Here is a 20,127-nt window from a genome sequence, read left to right as displayed (position 1 = left end):
ATAGGTATCAGTTTTTCGTAATACGCCAGGAGTCACCTTATGCTCAGCCGAGAAGAACGCGCCATCATCCGCTCCACCGTGCCCTTGCTTGAAAGCGGTGGTGAAGCGCTCATTACTCACTTTTATCGCATGATGCTGTCCGAATACCCGCAAGTGCGCCCGTTGTTCAACCAGGCTCACCAGGCCAGCGGTGATCAGCCCCGTGCCCTGGCCAACGGCGTATTGATGTACGCCCGGCACATTGACCAGCTCGATCAGTTGGGCGACCTGGTGGCCAAAATCGTCAACAAGCACGTCGCCCTGCAAATCCTGCCGGAACATTACCCCATTGTGGGGGCCTGCCTGTTGCGGGCGATCGCCGAGGTGCTGGGTGAAGAGATCGCCACGCCGCAAGTGATTGCCGCGTGGGGCGCTGCCTATAACCAGTTGGCCGATATCCTGATCGGTGCCGAAACCGGCATGTACGAGCAGAAAGCCGCAGCGCCGGGCGGCTGGCGGGGCGAGCGTGAGTTCATCCTGGCAGCCAGGGTGCAGGAGAGCTCGGAAATCACTTCGTTCTACTTCGAGCCGGCGGACAAAGGCGCGATCCTGGTGGCCGAACCAGGCCAGTACATCGGCATGAAGCTGGTGTTGGATGGCGAGGAGGTGCGCCGCAATTATTCGCTGTCGGCCCTGGCGGACAACGGTCAGTATCGCATCAGCGTCAAGCGCGAGCCGGGCGGGCGCGTGTCCAACTATCTGCACCATCATTTCCCGATCGGCAGCAGCATCCAGTTGTTTCCCCCGTCAGGAGACTTCTTCCTGACCCAGAGCGACAAACCGCTGGTGCTGATCAGCGGCGGCGTCGGCATCACGCCGACCCTGGCGATGTTGCAGGCGGCGCTGCAAACCGAGCGGCCGGTGCATTTTATCCACTGCGCACGTAACGGCGGCGTGCACGCGTTCCGTGACTGGATCGATGACCTGGCCCAGCGGCATCCACAACTCAAGCGCTTCTATTGCTACGACGAAGATGACGGCTTGAGCCCGGCGGCTGACAAGGTCGGGTTGTTGAGCCAGGAACAACTGGCGCAATGGTTGCCGCAGCAGCGTGACCTGGATGCCTACTTCCTTGGGCCCAAAGGCTTCATGGCCGCCGTCAAGCGCCACCTCAAGGCACTGGGCGTGCCGGACGGGCAAAGCCGCTACGAATTCTTCGGCCCGGCGGCGGCGCTGGAGTAACGGCGGGGCGAGCCGGGGTGATCCGGTTCGTCTGCATCGCGAGCAGGCTCGCTCCCACAAGGGGTTTGCGGCGGGCACGATTGGGTGAACAACGCAAAGACAACTGTGGGAGCGAGCTTGCTCGCGATAGCGGCGCCATGCTCAATCCCATCGCAACTGACTCCCCCAAGCAAAATTAATCCGTACTTAACCTCCCTCCTGTTTATTCCCCTCAATGTGGGCGGCAGCCGCTCGTTCTCTGTCATGGTCAGCGTGTAGACTTTGGCCATCCGACAGTGCGCCGGGTTTCTCCAGGCTGCGCGTCGATCCAATGCATACAAAGGGAAACGCAATGAATGAGCAAATGCTGCGCTTAGGCCGTGAACGGCGCTATCTGGTGCTGTTGGGGCTGATCTGTCTGGCGCTGATCGGCGGTGCGCTGTACATGCAGGTGGCGCTCGGCGAGGCGCCGTGCCCGCTGTGCATCCTGCAGCGGTATGCATTGTTGCTGATCGCTATTTTCGCCTTCATTGGCGCGGCCATGCGTACCCGTCGCAGCCTGACGGTTTTCGAAGGCCTGGTGGTGCTCAGTGCCCTGGCCGGTGCGGCGGTAGCGGGGCATCACGTGTACACCCAGTTCTTCCCGGCGGTCAGCTGTGGCGTCGACGTGCTGCAACCGATTGTCGATGACCTCCCGCTGGCGAAGATCTTCCCGTTGGGCTTCCAGGTCGACGGCTTTTGCTCCACCCCGTATCCGCCGATCCTGGGCTTGTCCCTGGCACAATGGGCACTGGTGGCGTTCGTCCTCACGGCGATCCTGGTGCCGTTGCTGGTGTCGCGCAATCGCAAACAACTGCCCTAAAGCGTCTCAATCAGACGCCCCGGTTTTCTGTAGGAAGCCGGGGCGTTTTGCGTTTCAGTCTTACTGCGTGCCAGCCTTGATCCGAGACAATAATGAGCCGCGACAGCGTGCGACACGTTGTCACACATTTGCTGTCATCCGGCCACTTACTGCGCGAATAAGCACCTCGTTCTGCAATGAAAAATCAGCCGTTGCAGGCTCCATCCGGCTAACTGCCTCCCCCCGTAGCAGGCATTTCTAACAATCGGGTGTCTTGCCGCTCAGCCCCCGAATGACGGGGGCTCTACGGGCGTAAAAACTCTCTTTAATCAGCGCAAGCTGTCTAAATCGGGCGTAGTAGACCTACGTTTTCTGGGGTTCTTGTTGAGAATGAATTTCGATAAGATGCCGGCTTGTTTCGAATTCTGCGAAAGATTGTTGCTCGATTTGATGAAAATTATTTCAGGATAAGACATGGTCTCCGGCGCCTCAGCTCACTACAATCGCCCGCACCGAATTTCCGACCCGGCTCAAGCTTGAGCCCGTGAGGTGGTCGAAGGGCTCAAGGCCCCATGCGACCCCAGGTGTCGGTGCCTTCCAACTACCCGCACCAAATGGAATTGGGCTGTAACAAGGCCTTTGACCTACGAATTCGAATAAGAACTCACTGCTGGCCCGGGATGTGTCGAACAGCGTCTGACGCTGCGACGGTCAGCCCTTATTCAATCCAAGAAAAATGCCAACCCTTGGCAGGGTGAAGTGTTGGCGATCAAAACCCAACTGCATTGCGCAAGCTGCTTTAGAGGTCGTGAGATGAGTAAAAACAGGTACCCCCGATTACTAGGCTTGTTGCCTTTGCTCGGCACGTTGTTGCTGGGAGGCTGCAACATGACCTTGCTCGATCCCAAGGGTCAGGTCGGCCTGGATGAACGTAATCTGATCATCACCGCTACGCTGTTGATGTTGCTGGTCGTCGTGCCGGTTATCGTCATGACCTTCCTGTTCGCCTGGAAATACCGCGCGTCCAACACCAGTGCCACGTACACGCCCAAGTGGTCGCACTCGACCAAAATCGAAGTGGCGGTGTGGACTATTCCGGTACTGATCATCATTGCTCTGGGTTACATCACCTACAAGTCCACCCATGCCCTTGACCCGTATCGTCCGCTGGACTCCGACGTCAAGCCGATCACCATTGAAGTGGTCTCGATGGACTGGAAGTGGCTGTTCATTTATCCGGAACAAGGCATCGCCACGGTCAACAAGATCGTGTTCCCGGCCCACACGCCGATCAATTTCAAAGTCACCTCCGACACCGTGATGAACTCGTTCTTCATCCCGGGCCTGGGCGGCCAGATCTACGCGATGGCGGGCATGCAGACCAAGTTGCACCTGATCGCCAACCAGAACGCCGAACTCGACGGTATCTCCGCCAACTACAGCGGCGCGGGTTTCACCGGCATGAAGTTCAAAGCAATCGCCACGACCCAGGAAGAATTCGACGCCTGGGTCAACGATGTGAAGAAGGCACCTAAACAGCTTGAAAAAGCTGAATACGAAGCCCTTTCCAAACCGAGCCAGAACAACCCAGTCGAGCTCTACTCTTCGGTCACGCCGAACCTGTTCCAGACCATCATCGACAAGTATGAAGGGATGAACCCGGGCAAGCCGATGCACCACGAGAAGAACGAAAAGGAAGTGGCCCACAACATGGAAGGGATGGACATGAGTTCGCATTCAGCTGCCGGGGCAGAGGAGTAAACGATGTTTGGTAAATTAAGTTGGGAAGCGATCCCGTTCCACGAGCCGATTGTCATGGTGACCCTCGCCATCATCGCGCTCGGTGGTCTGGCGTTGTTCGCGGGGATTACCTACTTCAAGAAGTGGACCTACCTGTGGACCGAGTGGCTGACGTCGGTCGACCACAAGAAAATCGGCGTGATGTACATCATCGTCGCCATGATCATGCTGCTGCGCGGTTTTGCCGACGCCATCATGATGCGTACCCAGTTGGCCATGGCCACCGAGGGTTCGCCTGGCTACCTTCCGCCTGAACACTATGACCAGATCTTCACCGCCCACGGCGTGATCATGATCATCTTCATGGCGATGCCATTCTTCACCGGCCTGATGAACCTTGCAGTGCCGCTGCAGATCGGCGCGCGTGACGTGGCCTATCCGTTCCTGAACTCCTTGAGCTTCTGGCTGCTGGTTTCCGGTGTGGTACTGATCAACCTGTCCCTGGGCGTTGGCGAGTTTGCCAAGACCGGTTGGGTTGCCTATCCACCGTTGTCGGGACTGCAATACAGTCCGGGCGTGGGGATGGATTACTACATCTGGGCGCTACAGCTATCGGGACTTGGGACAACGCTAACGGGGGTCAACTTCCTGGCCACCGTGCTGAAGATGCGTACCCCGGGCATGAAGCTGATGGACATGCCGATCTTCACCTGGACCTGCACCTGGGCCAACGTCCTGATCGTCGCTTCGTTCCCGATCCTGACCGCTACCCTCGCTTTGCTGACGCTTGACCGCTACATGGATTTCCACATTTTCACCAATGAACTGGGTGGAAATCCGATGATGTACGTCAACCTGTTCTGGGCCTGGGGTCACCCCGAGGTGTACATCCTGATTCTGCCGGCGTTCGGGATTTTCTCCGAAGTCATCTCGACGTTCTCCGGCAAGAAGCTGTTCGGCCACCACTCGATGATCTACGCCAGCGGCGCGATCTCGGTGCTGGGTTTCATGGTCTGGCTGCACCACTTCTTCACCATGGGTTCGGGTGCCAGCGTCAACGCCTTCTTCGGTCTGGCGACGATGCTGATTTCGATCCCGACGGGTGTGAAGCTGTTCAACTGGCTGTTCACCATCTACCAGGGCCGTCTGCGTTTCACCAGCCACGTGCTGTGGACCCTGGGCTTCATGGTGACCTTCGCCATCGGCGGGATGACCGGCGTACTGCTGGCCATCCCGGGTGCGGACTTCGTGCTGCACAACAGCCTGTTCGTGATCGCGCATTTCCATAACGTGATCATCGGCGGCGCTGTATTCGGCTACATCGCCGGCTTCGCCTTCTACTTCCCGAAAGCGTTCGGCTTCAAGCTGCACGAGGGCTGGGGCAAGGCTGCATTCTGGTTCTGGATCTCGGGCTTCTTCGTCGCGTTCATGCCGCTCTATGCACTGGGCTTCATGGGCATGACCCGTCGTCTGAACGCCACCACCAACCCTGAGTGGGTGCCGTACCTGTACGTCGCCATGTTCGGCGCGGTGATGATCGCCGTGGGTATCGCCTGCCAGCTGATCCAGTTGTACGTCAGCGTGCGTGACCGCAAGAAGCCAGAGAACATGTGCGAGCACGGTGACCCGTGGAATGCCCATACCCTGGAATGGTCGACCTCGTCGCCTCCACCGTTCTACAACTTTGCCGTGCTGCCAAAAGCCGACGTCATCGACCCGTTCACCGAAGCCAAGGAAAACGGTACCGCGTACCAGACTCCGGCCAAGTACGCGCCGATCCACATGCCCAACAACACCGCGACCGGTGTGGTCATGGGTGCGCTGTTGACCGTGTTCGGTTTCGCGATGATCTGGCACATCTGGTGGCTGGCCATCGCCAGTCTGGTCGGCACCGTGGTGTATTTCACCATTCATGCCGCCCGTGACGATCAGGGCTACATGGTGCCGGTGGATGTCATCGAGCGCATCGAAGCCGAGCAGCACAAACGTCTGGTCGCGGCAGGGAAAGTCCCAGCCACCGCCACCCGTGTTGAAACCTCGTTGGAACAGGCTTAAACCATGTCGAACTTAGTGACCAATGTTGGACACGCCCATGGTCATGACCATGGGCACGATGACCATCACCACGACTCGGGCGAGATGACCGTATTCGGTTTCTGGCTCTACCTGATGACCGACTGCATTCTGTTTGCGTCGATCTTCGCGGTGTACGCGGTGCTGGTTAACAACGTCGCCGGTGGCCCGTCGGGCCACGACATCTTCGAGCTGCCGTATGTGCTGGGCGAAACCGCACTGTTGTTGTTCAGCTCGATCACCTACGGCTTCGCCATGCTGGCGTTGTTCAAGGGCAAGAAAACCCAGGTACTGGGCTGGCTGGCGATGACCTTCCTGCTGGGCGCCGGCTTTATCGCCATGGAGATCAACGAGTTCCACATCCTGATCGCCGAAGGCTACGGCCCTAGCCGCAGCGGCTTCCTGTCCGGGTTCTTCACCCTGGTCGGCACCCACGGTCTGCACGTGACCAGCGGCCTGATCTGGATGGCGATCATGATGTACCAGGTCCACAAAAACGGCCTGACCGCCACCAACAAGACGCGCCTGAGCTGCCTGAGCCTGTTCTGGCACTTCCTGGACGTGGTGTGGATCTGCGTATTCACCGTTGTTTATCTGATGGGGACCCTGTAAATGGCTAACGCACATTCCCACGATGGCCACGACGCCGGCCACGGCAGCGTCAAGTCCTACGCCATCGGTTTCATTCTGTCGGTGATCCTGACGGTTATTCCGTTCGGCCTGGTGATGTACCCGACGCTGCCGAAAAGCCTGACCCTGTGGATCATCCTGATCTTCGCCGTGGTCCAGGTACTGGTGCACCTGGTGTACTTCCTGCACCTGGACCGCTCCGCTGCCCAGCGTAACAACGTGGTCGCGTTTGTCTTTGCCGCGATCGTCATTGTCCTGCTGGTCGGCCTGTCGTTGTGGATCATGTTCAGCATCCACACCAACATGATGGCGCACTGAGGAAAGTCCGGATGTCCTTAAAGCACTTTATCCAAATCACCAAGCCGGGGATCATTTTCGGTAACGTGCTTTCTGTGGCAGGCGGGTTTTTCCTGGCCTCGAAAGGGCATGTCGATCTGGCCATCTTTCTGGCGGCGATGATCGGCACTTCCCTGGTGGTGGCGTCCGGTTGTGTATTCAACAACTGCATCGACCGCGACATCGACATCAAGATGGAGCGCACCAAGAACCGCGCCCTGGTCCAGGGCCTGATCCCGGTGCAACTGGCCCTGGCGTTCGCCACGGTGCTGGGTGTCGCCGGTGTGGCGCTGCTGTACTGGGTGGCCAACCCGTTGGCGGCGCTGTTCGCGGTGATCGGGTTTGTCATCTATGTCGGTTTCTACAGCCTGTACCTCAAGCGCAAGTCGGTCCACGGCACGCTGGTGGGCAGTCTGTCGGGGGCGATGCCGCCAGTGATCGGTTACGTCGCGGTGAGCAACAGCTTCGACATGGCGGCGCTGACGCTACTGGTGATGTTCAGCCTGTGGCAGATGCCGCATTCCTATGCCATTGCGATCTTCCGCTTCAACGATTACCTGGCCGCCTCGATTCCGGTGCTGCCGGTCAAACGCGGCATCCAGGTGGCCAAGAAGCACATCCTGCTCTACATCCTGGCCTTCCTCGTGGCGACCTTGATGCTGACCTTCAGCGGCTACGCCGGCATGAGCTACCTCGCCGTCGCCGCCGCCATGGGCATGTACTGGTTGTACATGGCCTGGACCGGCTACAAGGCGGTGGATGACACGGTCTGGGCACGCAAGCTGTTCGTGTTCTCGATCTTCACCATCACCGCCCTGAGCGTCATGATGTCCCTGGACTTCAAAGTGCCGAGTGAGTTGTTGCTGACTTACGCGCCTTAAGCTTCAGACGCCACACAAAAAGCCCCGCCTTCGAGAGAAGCGCGGGGCTTTTTTTCTAAATGGGCCTGGATCGACTGTCATTCGTCGCAATAGATTATGGTTTGTTGAACTATGCGCAATTTGCCTATAGTTTCCACCATGCGTACCCTATTTTTTGAAACGACTACATTCACCGCCACGGTTGGCCATTACCTGACTGATGATGAGTATCGCCTGCTTCAGTCCTATATGCTGGAGCATCCAGAGGTCGGTGACGTCATGCCACGTACCGGCGGCTTTCGTAAGCTGCGCTGGTTTGATGGCCGTCGTGGCAAAGGGAAGCGCGGTGGGTTGCGAGTTATTTATTATTGGCTCATGAATGATCGTCAGTTTTGGATGTTCGCGATTTATGACAAGGACGAGTTGGTAAACCTGACCTCCGAGCAAGAGAAGACGCTCAAGCGCGCCATAGAAGCTGAGTTGAAAGTACGAGGTACCTTATGAAAAAGCGCGATCTGTTTGCCGAGATGATGCAAGGCGTGGAGGAGATGGCCGCTCACCGCGAGGGCAAGATTACCCTTCGCCACATATCGATCGAAGACAAACCGGTTCCCGAGGTGTCGGCCCAGGAAATCGTGGCTTTGCGCGACAAGCTCCACATGTCCCAAGCCGTTTTCGCCAAGAGCATCAGGACCAGTCCAGGTACCCTTAGAAATTGGGAGCAGGAAAAATCCAAGCCTAACGCCCAGGCGGCTTTGTTGATCAAACTGGTCGAGAAGTTTCCAGACATGGTTGAACGGCTTGGCGCTGTTTGAACAACGGACGCCCATGAAAAAGCCCCGCCTTCGAGAGAAGCGCGGGGCTTTTTCATGGGTGTTGCCTGGGCTGATGATGTCCAGTGGGAGCGGGCTTGCTCGCGAAAGCGGTGGGTCAGCTGAGGTGATGTTGACTGACAGGGCGCATTCGCGAGCAAGCCCGCTCCCACAGGTGCTACGGCGAGCACATAATCTGCGAACGCCGCTGATCCATTGTGGGAGCGAGCCTGCTCGCGATGACGCCGGCCCATTCAACATCGATGCAAGCTGAACCACCGCTATCGCGAGCAAGCCCGCTCCCACAGGTTCTGGCGGCGGGCTGACAACCGCCGAACAAGAAGGCTTATTGCTGGGCGATGCTGTAGCCGTCGAACGCTTTGTGCTGTTGCAGGGCGGTGACGATGCTTTTGCGGGTGACCGGTTGTTCGGTGCCGTCGTTGTCCAGGAAGATGTCATTTTCCAGCTCGGCCTGGTCGCCTTCGCCGACGAAACTGAAGCCCAGGAATTCGAAGGCCTCGCGGTCGACGTTCGGCTTGGAGCGTGGGGTGCGCAAGGGCAGGGTGACGCTGATGCCGTCCTTGCTGATCACAAACACTTCGGCCTCTTTCTTGGGCCGCGAAGCCTTGCCTTTGCTGCCGCTCGGATTGCTGATGGCCTGGTGGGTCTGGTTCAGCACTTTCAGGGCCAGGCCATAAACCAGTTCCTGGAAGGTCGGGTCGTCCTTGTAGCTGGACAGGATACGGCTGATGGGGAAGCGGCTGCTCAGGTCTTCCAGTGCCGCGAAATCGGCGGCTTCGGCGTCCTTGAGCTGCTTGAGCTGGCCCATCAGTTCGTAGGCCTTGTCATCGTCGAACGCGTCATGGGCCTGGCGGATGGCGTTGCGCAGCTCGCGAATCTGATCGCTTTCGCGGTTCGACTGGAACGCATCGAGAACCATCTCACTGATGCTTTTGGCCTGAGGCAGATGCTGTGAAAGATTGATGGAGTTTTCGTATTCCGCTTTGGACGACAGGGTGACTACGGATTCAGCGGTATTGGAATCGGACATTGAAATTTCACTACTTCTGTTAGCTGGATGAGGCGAGAAAGGCGTTGAGCTTTTTTCCGGTCGCCTAATCTATTGGACCCGGGCGGCGTTGTCACGGTTGAACCGGTGGCAGGTCGGCATTTGTTGTTCAGGTACGCATCATTGGCAGATCACATTCTTGCCGGCCACCTTGGAGCGATACAGCGCCTGGTCCGCCCGGTCCAGCAGCATCGTGTGCTGCTCATCCCCACGCCGCTGTACCACGCCAAAACTCATGGTGACCTGGAAATCGCCCACCGGCAGCAGATCGGACAGGCTACGGCGAATGGTTTCAGCCATCAGGCAGGCGTCGGCCAGGGAGGTATTGGGCAAAATCATGATGAATTCATCACCCCCCCAACGTGCGAGCAAGTCGCCGTCGCGTTCGCAGCGTTTAACGGCTTGCACCACTTGTACCAGCGCTGCGTCGCCGAAAGCATGACCGTAACGATCATTGATGTCCTTGAAGTCATCGACGTCCATGGCGATCAGTGACAACGGCTCGCGAAAACGCTGGGCACGCTCGCAGGCCAGCGGCAGGGCCTGTTCGAGACGATAGCGGTTGGCAACCCGCGTCAGGGCGTCGGTTTCGGCAAGCCTGCGGTTTTCGTCGAGCTGGATCTGCAACTGATGGTTGACCCGGGACAGTTCCAGGGTGCGCTCCTGGATAACGGCTTCCAGCGATTTGTTGCGCCGTTCCAGTTGTTCGAACAGACGCTTCTTGTCGTCAATGCTGCGATGGGCGCCGATCATCCGCGCCACCGTGCCGTCGGGGTTACGGGCGATCACATAGCCACGGTCCTCGATCCACATCCAGGAGCCGTCGCGCGTGCGACAGCGGTATTCGGCCTGGTAGTGATGGGAGCGTTGTTGCAGGTGGTCGTCGAACAAAGCCATCACCTGCGGGTAATCATCGGGATGGATCACGCTTTCCCATGTCAGCACGGTGTTATCGAGTGAGTGAGGCGGATACCCCAGCATCGTGTACCAGCCAGGGTTGCGGTAGACGAAACCGGTGTTGGCGTTCCAGTCCCAGATGCCATCGCTGACCAGCTCAAGGATGGTGTGCAGCACACCTTCGTCCAGACCGGACAGGTCGAGGCGCAGCATATCGATGTTCGAGGCGTCGCCCATCGTCGTTTCCTCAATCAGCCTTGATATCAAAATGCTCGTCCAAGGAAGAAGAGTAGCTGATGGGGCGGGGGGGCACTAGCGGGGTTCGCTCTGTTGGGGCGCTGACGAGGGCCGGGGGTGGACGGTCTGTGTGGGACTCAAGCGCTGGGGGGAAGATCGCAGCCTCGTTGCACGCGTCAGCTCCTACTTTGTCATTCGGGTTGGGGTTGGGGTTTGCCCCATTGCTGCATCGCAAATTCGACAAAGCTGCGCAGTTTGGGCAACCGATAGCGATCCTGGGCATACATCAGGTTCATTGGCCGGTGGGGAAGTTGATAGTCCTGCAGCAGCGCGACCAGATGGCCTTCTTCCAGGTCTTGCGCCACCAGTGCATCGGGCAGCATCACCACGCCCATGCCGGCCAGGGCCGCGCGATGCAGTCCTGAGGAGCTGTTGATCAGCATCGGCCCAGTCACCGGTATTTTGATTTCACCTTCCGGCCCGTTGATGGGCCAGTGATCCTGGGCGAAGCGCCACTCGTCGCCGGCGGAATAGGCGAAGGACAGGCAGTCGTGCTGCTCCAGGTCAGCGGGTTTTTGCGGTGTGCCGCGGCGCGCCAGGTAGGCCCTGGATGCGCAGATGGTCAGGGTGTAGTCCATCAACGGTCGGGCGATCAGCTTAGGGTCGGTGGGGCCGAGACGGATGGCGACGTCGAAACCATGATCCAGCAGGTCCAGGCGTTGGTTGGTCAGCACCACGTCGAGTTTAAGCTGGGGATGGAGCCGGCTGAATTCGGCCAGCGCCGGGGCAAGGCGCTCGGTGCCAAAGGTCAGTGGCGCGGTGATGCGCAAGGTGCCGGTGGGCTCGCCTTGCGTCTGCTCGGCCAGTCGTTCGGAGTCGGCCACCAGCCCGAGTACTTCCAGGCAGCGCTGGTAATAGGAAGAGCCGAATTCCGTCAGGCGCTGGCGCCGCGTCGTACGGTTGATCAGGCGCACGCCAAGACGTTCTTCCAGTGCGCGAAGGTGATTACCCACCATGGTGGTGGACATTTCGCACGCCTGGGCCGCCGCTGTCAGGCTCCCGGTTTCCACCACTTTGACGTAAACCGTCATTGCCTGAAAAAGATCCATTATCAAGCCTGGCTTTAAAATGATTGAAGGAATGTAGCGTTTATCCAGCAAGGGTGGCTAACCATACTGGAAAAAACCACCTGATGGAGCTTGAAGCCATGACCGCCGCCTGCCTGATGACCACCTACCAACCCCTGGCGCTGAATTTTACCCATGGGTTGGGTACGCGCCTGTGGGATCAGGACGGTCGCGAGTACCTGGATGCGGTGGCGGGCGTGGCTGTGACCAACGTCGGCCATTCCCACCCTCGACTGGTGGAGGCTATCAGCGAGCAGGCTGGCCTGCTGCTGCACACCTCCAACCTGTACGGCATCGACTGGCAGCAACGGTTGGCGAAAAAACTCACTCAGCTCTCAGCCATGGATCGGGTGTTTTTTAACAACTCTGGTGCCGAGGCCAACGAAACCGCACTGAAACTGGCGCGCCTTTATGGCTGGCACAAAGGTATCGAGCAGCCACTGGTGGTGGTCATGGAGAATGCGTTTCACGGACGCACATTGGGCACCTTGTCCGCCAGTGATGGCCCGGCGGTGCGCTTGGGCTTCAATCGGTTGCCGGGGGATTTCATCAAGGTGCCATTCGGTGATCTGGCGGCGCTGGAAAATATTCAGCAGGTTCATGGCGAGCGCATCGTTGCGGTACTGGTGGAACCGATCCAGGGCGAAAGCGGTGTGCAACTGGCGCCGCCCGGCTATCTCAAGGCCTTGCGTCAACTGTGCACCCGGCGCGCCTGGTTGCTGATGCTCGACGAGATCCAGACCGGTATCGGCCGCACCGGCCAATGGTTTGCCTTCCAGCACGAAGGCATCGTGCCGGACGTCATGACCCTGGCCAAGGGGTTGGGCAATGGCGTGCCCATCGGCGCCTGCGTGGCCCGGGGCAAAGCGGCCGAACTGTTTACCCCTGGCAGCCACGGCAGCACCTTCGGCGGTAATCCGCTGGCCTGCCGGGTGGGCTGCACGGTGCTGGACATCATCCAGGAGCAAGGTTTGCTGGACAACGCCAGGCATCAGGGTGAACAGTTGCTCAACCGGCTGACGGCCGAACTGGCGGACAACCCGAACGTGCTGGCGATTCGCGGCCAGGGCTTGATGATCGGCGTCGAACTCAAGCAACCGGTCCGCGACCTGAGCCTTTGTGCCGCACGTGACCACGCTCTGCTGATCAATGTCACTCGCGGCAAGACCATCCGCCTGCTGCCCCCGTTGACCATTGATGGGCGGGAAGTGGAGATGATCGTCAGGGGGGTGAGCCGGTGCCTGGCGCAGGATTAAGGCAAGTGCGACACGGCTGGACGGAATTTTTGCCAATTGCCGTGTTCCAACGCCAGCCAGAGTCGATACTGGCACTTCAGAATTAAAATACCAGGAGCACCTTCATGTTCACCTCGCGTCGCTTGATTGTTGTCGCAACCGCTGTGGCCCTGCTGTCCGGCTGCGCGTCGCCTAATCCTTATGACAACCAGGGGCAGGCCTCCACAGAGTCCTCCGGCATGAGCAAGACTGCCAAGTACGGCGGCCTCGGTGCCCTGGCCGGTGCGTTGGCCGGTGCGGCCATCGGTCACGATAACCGTGGCAAGGGTGCATTGATCGGCGCTGCGGTCGTGGGGGCTTCCGCGGCCGGCTACGGTTACTACGCCGACCAGCAGGAAAAGAAACTGCGTGCCAGCATGGCCAATACCGGCGTTGAAGTGCAGCGCCAGGGCGACCAGATCAAACTGATCATGCCGGGCAACATCACCTTCGCCACCGACTCGGCGAACATCGCATCCAGTTTCTACCAGCCGCTGAACAACCTGGCCAACTCCCTCAAGGAGTTCAACCAGAACCAGATCGAAATCGTGGGTTATACCGACAGCACCGGCAGCCGCCAGCACAACATGGATCTGTCGCAACGTCGTGCACAGAGCGTGGCGACCTACCTGACGTCCCAAGGTGTCAGTGGCGCCAACCTGACGGCCCGCGGTGCCGGCCCGGACAATCCGGTGGCCAGCAACGCCGACGTCAATGGCCGCGCGCAAAACCGCCGTGTCGAAGTCAACCTCAAGGCCATTCCGGGCCAGCAATACCAGACAGCGCCGCAGCAGGGGCAGACTTACCAGCAGTACCCATAACCGCTGGGCGGTAAATGAAAGGGGGGCCCCTGAAAACAGGGGCCCCCTTTTTTGCGGCTAGCGTTTGGACCTTTGTGGCGAGGGAGCTTGCTCCCGCTGGGCTGCGAAGCAGCCCCCAAAATCTATCGACTCAATCCCCAGACACATCGTGGTGGCTGGTTTTGGGCCTGCTGCGCAGTCCAGCGGGAGCAAGCTCCCTCGCCACAACAGTGTTCACTTTAGTAGATAGGTTCAGTTAGCCTCTTTCACCGCACTCAAGAACGCGCACGTGCGCTCCTGCTGCGGGTTTTCGAAGATCTGCGCCGGAGTGCCCTGTTCGTGGATCTGCCCTTTGTAGAAGAAGCACACCCGGTCGGCGAATTCCCGGGCGAAGCCCATCTGGTGGGTCACCATCAGCATGGTCAGGTTGTGCTCGGCTCCCAGTTTGCGGATCACATTCAGCACTTCGCCACACAGTTCCGGATCGAGTGCCGAGGTCACTTCGTCAAACAGCATCACCTTGGGTCGCATCGCCAGCGCCCGGGCAATCGCCACCCGTTGTTGCTGGCCGCCGGACAACTGCGAAGGGTAATGGTCGAGCTTGCTGCCCAGCCCCACCAGCTCCAGTAAATCGGCGGCGCGCTCCCGGGCTTCCTTCAGATTCATGCCCAGCACCTGCACCGGCGCCTCGATCACGTTTTGCAGCGCGGTCATGTGGGGAAACAGATTGAAGCTCTGGAACACCATGCCGATCTTGCCGCGCACACGGCGGATGTGCCGGTCGTTGGCCGGCACCAGCACGCCGTTGCGGTTGGGCATGTGAGTCAGGGAGTCATCTTCGATGCGGATCTGGCCCTGGTCGATGCCTTCCAGGGTCATCAACACCCGCAACAATGTGGACTTGCCCGAGCCGCTGGGGCCGATGATCGCGACTTTTTCACCGGGCGCGACATCCAGGTTCAGATGGTCGAGCACCGTAAAGCTGCCATAGCTTTTGGTCACGTCCTGGAAACTCACGATCGGCCGGGACGGTGTCTGATCTTGCATGGCCGGGGCCTCCTGCTGCGACGCCAGCGTGCTGCGCCGGGACAAATCGGTGGGCGAGGACAGGGGTAAAGTCATTAGCGTAGCTCCATGCGCGTTTCAAGGCGCCGTACCAGATAGGCCAAGGCGAGGCTCAGGGCGAGGAAGAACAGGCCGACCATGGTGATCGGCTCCAGGTAACGGAAATGCTCGGAGCCGATGTTCTTGGCCTGCTGCATGATTTCCACCACGGTGATCGCCGACAGCACCGGCGTGTCCTTGAGCATCGCCACCAGGTAATTGCCCAGCGGCGGTATGATCGGCCGCAGCGCCTGGGGCAGGATGATGTTGCGGTAAGCGTTGTACGGAGCGATGTTCAACGCCGTCACCGCTTCCCACTGCGCCCGCGGCACCGCGTCGAGGCCGCTGCGATAGACCTCGGCGATGTAGCAGGCGTAGTGCAGGCCGATACCCAGGATCCCCACTTGCATGGCCGTCAGGCTCAAGCCGTAGTTAGGCAGCACGTAATAGAGGAAATACACCTGGATCAGCAGTGGCGTACTGCGGATGAACTCGATCACGGCGGTGGCCGGCCATGACAGCCAGACTTTTCGGCTGCGCCGACCAATTGCCAGGAACAGCCCCAGGACAATCGCGATCAGAAAACCGATCAGGGTGATGCCCACCGTATTGAGCGAGGCGCGCAGCAAGTCCGGCAGGATCTGTGCGGCGTAGGACCAGTCGAACAGGGTCATGACAGACCTCCACGCATCCGGCCCCGGCTCAGTCGTCGTTCGACATGGCGCATGCCCAGGTTAATGGCCTGGGCGAGGATGAAATACATCACCAGCGCCAGGCTGAAGATCTCCAGGGTCTGGAAGGTTGCCTGATCCAGCTGTCGCGCGCGGAAACTCAGGTCGGACAACGTGATCAACGACACCAGCGACGTGTTCTTCAGCAATTCGATCAGCAGGTTGGTGCCCGGTGGGATCGCCGCCAGCAGGGCCTGGGGCAGGATGATCCGTTTGAAGCGCTTGAAGCCGCTGAAATTCAGCGCCGTGCACGCTTCGTATTGCCCCTTGGCCACCGAACTGATGGCGCCGCGCATGACTTCGGCACCATAAGCGCCGATGTGCAGGCCCAGGCCGACAATCGCCACAGCATAGGGGCTCAACTCAACGTTGAACGGCGGCAGTGGTAGCACGAAGAACAACCAGAACAACTGCACCAGCAGCGACGTGCCACGAAACACTTCGATGTAGGTGATGGAAAACCAGCGCAGCGCTCGCCACGGTGACAGTCGCCCCAAGGCCGCCAGGACCGCGGCGACGATCGCCAGCAGCGAGCCGAGAAAGGTCACCTGAAGCGTGACCCAGGCCCCTTGAATCAATAACGGAAGTAATTCGCCCATGGTTCAACCCGATATCCGATGAAGCAGGGAACAGGCATCACGCACTGCGCGTCATGCCCGTTTCGGCTATGGCTGAGCGCAGAGCTCGGCCGCGGTTTTGCTGGTCACGTTGGACTTGTCGAAACCGAACGGCGCAACGGCCTTGAGGTGTTCTTCAGAGCCTAGCCATTTCTTCAGCTCGGCATTGACCGCATCGCGCAGGTCTTTGTCTTCGGGGCGGAAGGCGAGGGCGCCGTAGCCGATGTGCGACGGGTCGTCCTTGAACTCGGTCATCGCCTCAACCTTGTCACCGCCCTTGCTGGCCAGGCCCTTCATGGTCAGTTGCGTGCCGACGGCAGCGTCCGCGCGACCGGCGCGCACCGCTTGCAACTGCGCGGTGGTGTCGGGGACCTGAAGGATCTGCTCATCCTTGACCCCGGAATCCCGGGCGTACGCCAGGTTCACCGTACCGGCCATGATTGCCAGCTTCACGTCCGGTTGTTTGGCGATGTCTTCATAGCTGTGCAGTTGCTTGGGATTGCCCTTGGCCACGAGCAGGGCATCGGGCAACTGGTATTGCGGATCGGTGAACAATACCTGCTTGCAGCGCGCCGGCGTGATGTACATCCCGGCGGCAATCACATCGAATCGGCCGGCGCGCAGGCCGGGAATCAGCGAGCCCCATTCGGTGAGCACGCCGTTGACCTGCTTGATGCCCATCTTGGCGAAGATGATCTTGGCGATTTCCGGTGATTCACCGGTAACGGTGCCGTCGGTTTCGGTAAAGGCGAACGGCGTTTCGTTGGCGTAGCCGATCCGGATGCTGCTGTTGCTTTTGACGGTATCGAGGGTGGCAGCGTGAACGCTGCCAGCCAGGCCAAGTACGGCACAAGTCATTAAGAGCCGACGCAGGGGCGCGCATGTGGCGGGAAGGAAATTGCTCATCGGTAAAATCTCCTGTTTCTTGTGGATCCGTCGTTTGACGGCTCTGTGGTAGGAGGCAGTGTTACAAGAGCAAAGCGTACAGCGGCTGATCCGGCCTTGGCCTGGAATCGGGAGCGGCGCCGGTACAGGTCGATCCGGCTTTTTTGTCGGGGTGGTGAACCCGCCTGGATGACAACCTTGGACCGAGCATACAAAAGCCCCGGCACCGATTGTATTGCACTAGGACAATTGCTTTGTCGCCGTTGCCGCGGGATGCTGTGCGCACCAGAACACACGCGGGTTGCAGCGTCATGGAAAAGTGGAAATCAGCCTTGGACGCGGCCCGTAGCGGTGAGTCCAAATACAAGATTCTGGTACAGGCCATTGCTGACGATATCGAGCAGGGCGCCCTGGCCAATGACCAACGTCTGCCGCCGCAACGGCAAGTGGCCGACGCCATGGGCATCAGCGTGCAGACCGTCACGAATGCCTACAAGGAGCTGGAGCGCCAGGGGCTGGTGCGCTGTGAAGTGGGGCGCGGCAGCTTCGTTTCGCGACGCATGAGTGATCGGGTCGCGACCTACATTCTCGACAGCCCCGAGCGCGCGCTGGTGGACTTTTCCATCACGCGAATCATGCACACCCGCGAGCACGACCAGTTCTGGCGCGACACCTGCCTTCAATTGAGCACCGAAGAAGATCAGCCGTGGATTCATGCTTTTCGTCCGATCGCAGGTTTTGAATCCCATCGCGAAGCGGCCGCCCAATGGATCGGCCGCCAGAGGTTGAAGGTTGATCGCAACGACATATTGATCACCAACGGCGCAGCCCATGGGATCTTCCTTGCTCTTGCTTCCCTGGCCGGCCCCGATGATGTGGTGCTCTGCGAAGGGGTGACCGACCACGGGGTGATCGGCAATTCCCAGGTGCTGGGTTTCACCCTCAAGGGCCTGGAGATGGATCGCTATGGCATCGACCCTGAACACTTCGAGGACATGTGCAGCAACGAGCGCATCACCGCGCTGGTGTGCACGCCGAACCTGAACAACCCCACCACCAGCCTGATGCCCGACACCCGCCGGCGGGAAATCGCCGAGATTGCCCGGCGCTTTGGTGTGCACATCATCGAAGATGACGTATACGGTCCGCTGCTGGACGAGCGCCGTGCGCCGCCCATCAGCCACTACCTGCCGGAGCTGTCGTTCTATTGCACCAGCATGACCAAGTCGGTGCTCACGGGGCTGCGCATCGGTTATCTGGTGGTGCCCAAGCGCCTGGCGCTACGCACCGAGAGCATCCTGCGGGTCAACAGCTGGATGGCCACGCCCATGGTCTCGGAGATCGCCGCCCGCTGGATTCGCGATGGCCGCGCCGAGTCGCTGGTGCAGCTGCAACGACGGCTGTTGGCCGGGCGCCAGGCGATGGTGACCGAGTACATGGGCGAGCATCTGCTGGGCCAGCATCCTCACGCCTTGAATGCCTGGATAGGCATCCCACCCCGGTGGGAGGTGGACAGCCTGGTGCGGGCGCTGCGGCACAAACACATCGCCGTAACCTCTCCCGACCCGTTCACCGTGCGCGGCACCCCCAAACCTCGTGCGGTGCGAGTATGCGTAGGCGCCGAATGCAGCGATGAGGAAATGCGCCATGCGCTGATCGGCATGCGCGAGATGTTTGACCAGTATCCGCAGGTGCATGATTTTTAACTGTGGGAGCGAGCCTGCTCGCGATAGCGGCGTAACAGCCAACAGAAACTGTGGCTGTACTGTCTCCATCGCGAGCAGGCTCGCTCCCACAGGGGATTTGTAGTGGTCGAGGATTTGGGGCCGGACAATCATTGATTAAATTGCCCTAGTACATTCATCACCACAATCCAGCCCTCTTAGACTGCGCCCAACACATCAGCTCGGGACGCGGTCATGGCAGTGTTGCAGCTACAGGATGTCTACCTCGCTCGCCAGCGCATCGAATCGCTGGTGCGGCGTACGCCCATGGAGCATTCCCCCAGCCTGTCACGGCTGATAGGGGTGGCGGTGTACCTCAAGCTTGAATCCCTGCAAATCACCGGCAGCTTCAAATTGCGTGGTGCGAGCAATGCCGTGGCCCAGCTCAGCCCCGAGCAAAAGGCCCTCGGCGTGGTCACCGCTTCGACCGGCAATCATGGTCGGGCGCTGGCCCATGCCGCTTCGCAACAAGGCGTCAAGGCGATTGTCTGCCTGTCGAACCTGGTGCCGGCTAACAAGGTCCAGGCGATCCGCGACCTCGGCGCCCAGGTGTGCATCGTCGGTCAGTCCCAGGACGATGCCCAGCGCGAAGCCGAACGCATCGCCAGAGAGCAGGGTGCGACCTTTCTGCCGCCCTTCGACCATTCGGCGATCATCGCCGGCCAGGGCACCCTCGGCCTGGAGATCCTCGAACAACAGCCGGACGTGGCCCAGGTGCTGGTGCCGTTGTCCGGTGGCGGCCTGTTCGCCGGCGTGGCGCTGGCGCTCAAAAGTGCGAATCCGGCGATTCAGGTGCATGGCATCAGCATGGCCCGAGGTGCCGCCATGGGCGCCAGCCTCGCCGCCGGGCATCCGGTGGAAGTCGAGGAGTTGCCCACTCTGGCGGACTCCCTCGGCGGCGGCATCGGCCTGGACAACCGCTACACCTTCGACATGACCCGGCAACTGAGCGATGACCTGCACCTGCTTTCAGAAGCTTCCATCGCCAATGCCTTGCGCCACGCCTATCACGAGGAACGCCTGGTGCTTGAGGGCGCTGCCGTGGTGGGTATTGCCGCTTTGCTCGACGGCCTGATCGAACCGCGTGGCCCCATTGTGCTGGTGATCAGCGGGCGCAACGTCGACACCGAACAACATGCCCGCGTGATCGCCGGGGCCCCTCAATAACCT

Annotated in this window: 20 protein-coding genes; 13 read left to right on the top strand and 7 right to left on the bottom strand. The window is 59.8% G+C overall.

The window, feature by feature from the left end:
- Positions 1–39: 39 nt before the first annotated feature.
- The 9 genes from hmpA to AC3I65_RS21695 all read left to right on the top strand — a co-directional run bounded on the left by hmpA (position 40) and on the right by AC3I65_RS21695 (position 8,495).
- A complete protein-coding gene (hmpA, locus tag AC3I65_RS21735) occupies positions 40–1,221 on the top strand; it encodes an NO-inducible flavohemoprotein (protein ID WP_419418016.1) in 1,182 nt (393 codons plus the stop codon).
- A 331-nt stretch (positions 1,222–1,552) separates the two neighbouring features.
- Positions 1,553–2,062: a disulfide bond formation protein B gene (locus AC3I65_RS21730; protein ID WP_047228601.1), complete on the top strand. Its 510-nt coding sequence runs from the start codon at positions 1,553–1,555 to the stop codon at positions 2,060–2,062.
- Between the two features lie 792 nt (positions 2,063–2,854).
- A complete protein-coding gene (cyoA, locus tag AC3I65_RS21725) occupies positions 2,855–3,802 on the top strand; it encodes a ubiquinol oxidase subunit II (protein WP_047228600.1) in 948 nt (315 codons plus the stop codon).
- Positions 3,803–3,805: 3 nt separating this feature from the next.
- Positions 3,806–5,836, top strand: coding sequence for a cytochrome o ubiquinol oxidase subunit I (cyoB, locus tag AC3I65_RS21720; RefSeq protein WP_047228599.1), 2,031 nt, complete (start codon positions 3,806–3,808; stop codon positions 5,834–5,836).
- A 3-nt stretch (positions 5,837–5,839) separates the two neighbouring features.
- Complete coding sequence (locus tag AC3I65_RS21715) at positions 5,840–6,466, top strand: cytochrome o ubiquinol oxidase subunit III (protein WP_047228598.1); 627 nt, start codon at positions 5,840–5,842, stop codon at positions 6,464–6,466.
- Entirely contained in the window at positions 6,467–6,802 is a 336-nt protein-coding gene (cyoD, locus tag AC3I65_RS21710) for a cytochrome o ubiquinol oxidase subunit IV (RefSeq protein ID WP_025211927.1), read from the top strand.
- A gap of 11 nt (positions 6,803–6,813) precedes the next feature.
- Positions 6,814–7,701, top strand: a complete 888-nt coding sequence (cyoE, locus tag AC3I65_RS21705) for a heme o synthase (protein ID WP_047228597.1) — start codon at positions 6,814–6,816, stop codon at positions 7,699–7,701.
- A gap of 138 nt (positions 7,702–7,839) precedes the next feature.
- Positions 7,840–8,184: a toxin gene (locus AC3I65_RS21700; protein ID WP_274089993.1), complete on the top strand. Its 345-nt coding sequence runs from the start codon at positions 7,840–7,842 to the stop codon at positions 8,182–8,184.
- Positions 8,181–8,495, top strand: coding sequence for a helix-turn-helix domain-containing protein (locus AC3I65_RS21695; RefSeq protein WP_274089992.1), 315 nt, complete (start codon positions 8,181–8,183; stop codon positions 8,493–8,495). Before AC3I65_RS21700 ends, AC3I65_RS21695 begins: the two co-directional genes overlap by 4 nt.
- A gap of 343 nt (positions 8,496–8,838) precedes the next feature.
- On the opposite strand, the gene AC3I65_RS21690 is transcribed toward AC3I65_RS21695, so the two are convergent.
- The 3 genes from AC3I65_RS21690 to AC3I65_RS21680 all read right to left on the bottom strand — a co-directional run bounded on the left by AC3I65_RS21690 (position 8,839) and on the right by AC3I65_RS21680 (position 11,804).
- Positions 8,839–9,543 carry a hypothetical protein gene (locus AC3I65_RS21690; RefSeq protein ID WP_047228596.1) on the bottom strand — a complete coding sequence of 235 codons (705 nt, stop codon included), beginning with the start codon at positions 9,541–9,543 and terminating at the stop codon, positions 8,839–8,841.
- Positions 9,544–9,681: 138 nt separating this feature from the next.
- Positions 9,682–10,695 carry a GGDEF domain-containing protein gene (locus AC3I65_RS21685; protein WP_047228595.1) on the bottom strand — a complete coding sequence of 338 codons (1,014 nt, stop codon included), beginning with the start codon at positions 10,693–10,695 and terminating at the stop codon, positions 9,682–9,684.
- A gap of 191 nt (positions 10,696–10,886) precedes the next feature.
- Complete coding sequence (locus AC3I65_RS21680; protein WP_488524148.1) at positions 10,887–11,804, bottom strand: LysR family transcriptional regulator; 918 nt, start codon at positions 11,802–11,804, stop codon at positions 10,887–10,889.
- A 98-nt stretch (positions 11,805–11,902) separates the two neighbouring features.
- Here AC3I65_RS21680 and AC3I65_RS21675 point away from each other — a divergent pair, with 98 nt between their 5' ends.
- Together AC3I65_RS21675 and AC3I65_RS21670 are read left to right on the top strand one after the other, a co-directional pair.
- A complete protein-coding gene (locus tag AC3I65_RS21675; RefSeq protein WP_076386553.1) occupies positions 11,903–13,078 on the top strand; it encodes an aspartate aminotransferase family protein in 1,176 nt (391 codons plus the stop codon).
- A gap of 104 nt (positions 13,079–13,182) precedes the next feature.
- On the top strand, positions 13,183–13,917 hold the full coding sequence (locus AC3I65_RS21670) for a YiaD family glycine zipper/OmpA-like lipoprotein (protein WP_076383595.1): 735 nt from the start codon (positions 13,183–13,185) through the stop codon (positions 13,915–13,917).
- A gap of 231 nt (positions 13,918–14,148) precedes the next feature.
- On the opposite strand, the gene ehuA is transcribed toward AC3I65_RS21670, so the two are convergent.
- From ehuA to ehuB, 4 genes are all read right to left on the bottom strand, one after another.
- On the bottom strand, positions 14,149–15,018 hold the full coding sequence (ehuA, locus tag AC3I65_RS21665; protein ID WP_488524147.1) for an ectoine/hydroxyectoine ABC transporter ATP-binding protein EhuA: 870 nt from the start codon (positions 15,016–15,018) through the stop codon (positions 14,149–14,151).
- Positions 15,018–15,674, bottom strand: coding sequence for an ectoine/hydroxyectoine ABC transporter permease subunit EhuD (ehuD, locus tag AC3I65_RS21660; protein WP_047228592.1), 657 nt, complete (start codon positions 15,672–15,674; stop codon positions 15,018–15,020). Before ehuD ends, ehuA begins: the two co-directional genes overlap by 1 nt.
- Positions 15,671–16,330 carry an ectoine/hydroxyectoine ABC transporter permease subunit EhuC gene (ehuC, locus tag AC3I65_RS21655; protein ID WP_047228591.1) on the bottom strand — a complete coding sequence of 220 codons (660 nt, stop codon included), beginning with the start codon at positions 16,328–16,330 and terminating at the stop codon, positions 15,671–15,673. Before ehuC ends, ehuD begins: the two co-directional genes overlap by 4 nt.
- 66 nt (positions 16,331–16,396) lie before the next feature.
- Positions 16,397–17,254, bottom strand: a complete 858-nt coding sequence (gene ehuB, locus AC3I65_RS21650) for an ectoine/hydroxyectoine ABC transporter substrate-binding protein EhuB (protein WP_047228590.1) — start codon at positions 17,252–17,254, stop codon at positions 16,397–16,399.
- A gap of 290 nt (positions 17,255–17,544) precedes the next feature.
- Here ehuB and ehuR point away from each other — a divergent pair, with 290 nt between their 5' ends.
- Together ehuR and eutB are read left to right on the top strand one after the other, a co-directional pair.
- Positions 17,545–18,939, top strand: a complete 1,395-nt coding sequence (ehuR, locus tag AC3I65_RS21645; protein ID WP_047228589.1) for a MocR-like ectoine utilization transcription factor EhuR — start codon at positions 17,545–17,547, stop codon at positions 18,937–18,939.
- Positions 18,940–19,152: 213 nt separating this feature from the next.
- Positions 19,153–20,124 carry a hydroxyectoine utilization dehydratase EutB gene (gene eutB, locus AC3I65_RS21640; protein WP_488524146.1) on the top strand — a complete coding sequence of 324 codons (972 nt, stop codon included), beginning with the start codon at positions 19,153–19,155 and terminating at the stop codon, positions 20,122–20,124.
- Positions 20,125–20,127: the final 3 nt, after the last annotated feature.

Source organism: Pseudomonas sp. N-1-13, from assembly GCF_057787095.1.
Note: the sequence above shows the minus strand (reverse complement) of the source record. Positions and strands in the feature narration are given on the sequence as shown.

Excerpts from the sequence above, each read along its gene's own strand:
- AC3I65_RS21715 (WP_047228598.1), top strand. The coding sequence starts at position 5,840 with ATGTCGAACTTAGTGACCAATGTTGGACACGCCCATGGTCATGACCAT.
- cyoD (WP_025211927.1), top strand. The coding sequence starts at position 6,467 with ATGGCTAACGCACATTCCCACGATGGCCACGACGCCGGCCACGGCAGC.
- AC3I65_RS21695 (WP_274089992.1), top strand. The coding sequence starts at position 8,181 with ATGAAAAAGCGCGATCTGTTTGCCGAGATGATGCAAGGCGTGGAGGAG.
- AC3I65_RS21730 (WP_047228601.1), top strand. The coding sequence starts at position 1,553 with ATGAATGAGCAAATGCTGCGCTTAGGCCGTGAACGGCGCTATCTGGTG.
- ehuC (WP_047228591.1), bottom strand. The coding sequence starts at position 16,330 with ATGGGCGAATTACTTCCGTTATTGATTCAAGGGGCCTGGGTCACGCTT.
- hmpA (WP_419418016.1), top strand. The coding sequence starts at position 40 with ATGCTCAGCCGAGAAGAACGCGCCATCATCCGCTCCACCGTGCCCTTG.
- cyoA (WP_047228600.1), top strand. The coding sequence starts at position 2,855 with ATGAGTAAAAACAGGTACCCCCGATTACTAGGCTTGTTGCCTTTGCTC.
- ehuB (WP_047228590.1), bottom strand. The coding sequence starts at position 17,254 with ATGAGCAATTTCCTTCCCGCCACATGCGCGCCCCTGCGTCGGCTCTTA.
- eutB (WP_488524146.1), top strand. The coding sequence starts at position 19,153 with ATGGCAGTGTTGCAGCTACAGGATGTCTACCTCGCTCGCCAGCGCATC.
- AC3I65_RS21680 (WP_488524148.1), bottom strand. The coding sequence starts at position 11,804 with ATGGATCTTTTTCAGGCAATGACGGTTTACGTCAAAGTGGTGGAAACC.
- AC3I65_RS21690 (WP_047228596.1), bottom strand. The coding sequence starts at position 9,543 with ATGTCCGATTCCAATACCGCTGAATCCGTAGTCACCCTGTCGTCCAAA.
- AC3I65_RS21685 (WP_047228595.1), bottom strand. The coding sequence starts at position 10,695 with ATGGGCGACGCCTCGAACATCGATATGCTGCGCCTCGACCTGTCCGGT.
- ehuD (WP_047228592.1), bottom strand. The coding sequence starts at position 15,674 with ATGACCCTGTTCGACTGGTCCTACGCCGCACAGATCCTGCCGGACTTG.
- AC3I65_RS21675 (WP_076386553.1), top strand. The coding sequence starts at position 11,903 with ATGACCGCCGCCTGCCTGATGACCACCTACCAACCCCTGGCGCTGAAT.
- ehuA (WP_488524147.1), bottom strand. The coding sequence starts at position 15,018 with ATGACTTTACCCCTGTCCTCGCCCACCGATTTGTCCCGGCGCAGCACG.
- ehuR (WP_047228589.1), top strand. The coding sequence starts at position 17,545 with ATGGAAAAGTGGAAATCAGCCTTGGACGCGGCCCGTAGCGGTGAGTCC.
- AC3I65_RS21700 (WP_274089993.1), top strand. The coding sequence starts at position 7,840 with ATGCGTACCCTATTTTTTGAAACGACTACATTCACCGCCACGGTTGGC.
- cyoB (WP_047228599.1), top strand. The coding sequence starts at position 3,806 with ATGTTTGGTAAATTAAGTTGGGAAGCGATCCCGTTCCACGAGCCGATT.
- cyoE (WP_047228597.1), top strand. The coding sequence starts at position 6,814 with ATGTCCTTAAAGCACTTTATCCAAATCACCAAGCCGGGGATCATTTTC.
- AC3I65_RS21670 (WP_076383595.1), top strand. The coding sequence starts at position 13,183 with ATGTTCACCTCGCGTCGCTTGATTGTTGTCGCAACCGCTGTGGCCCTG.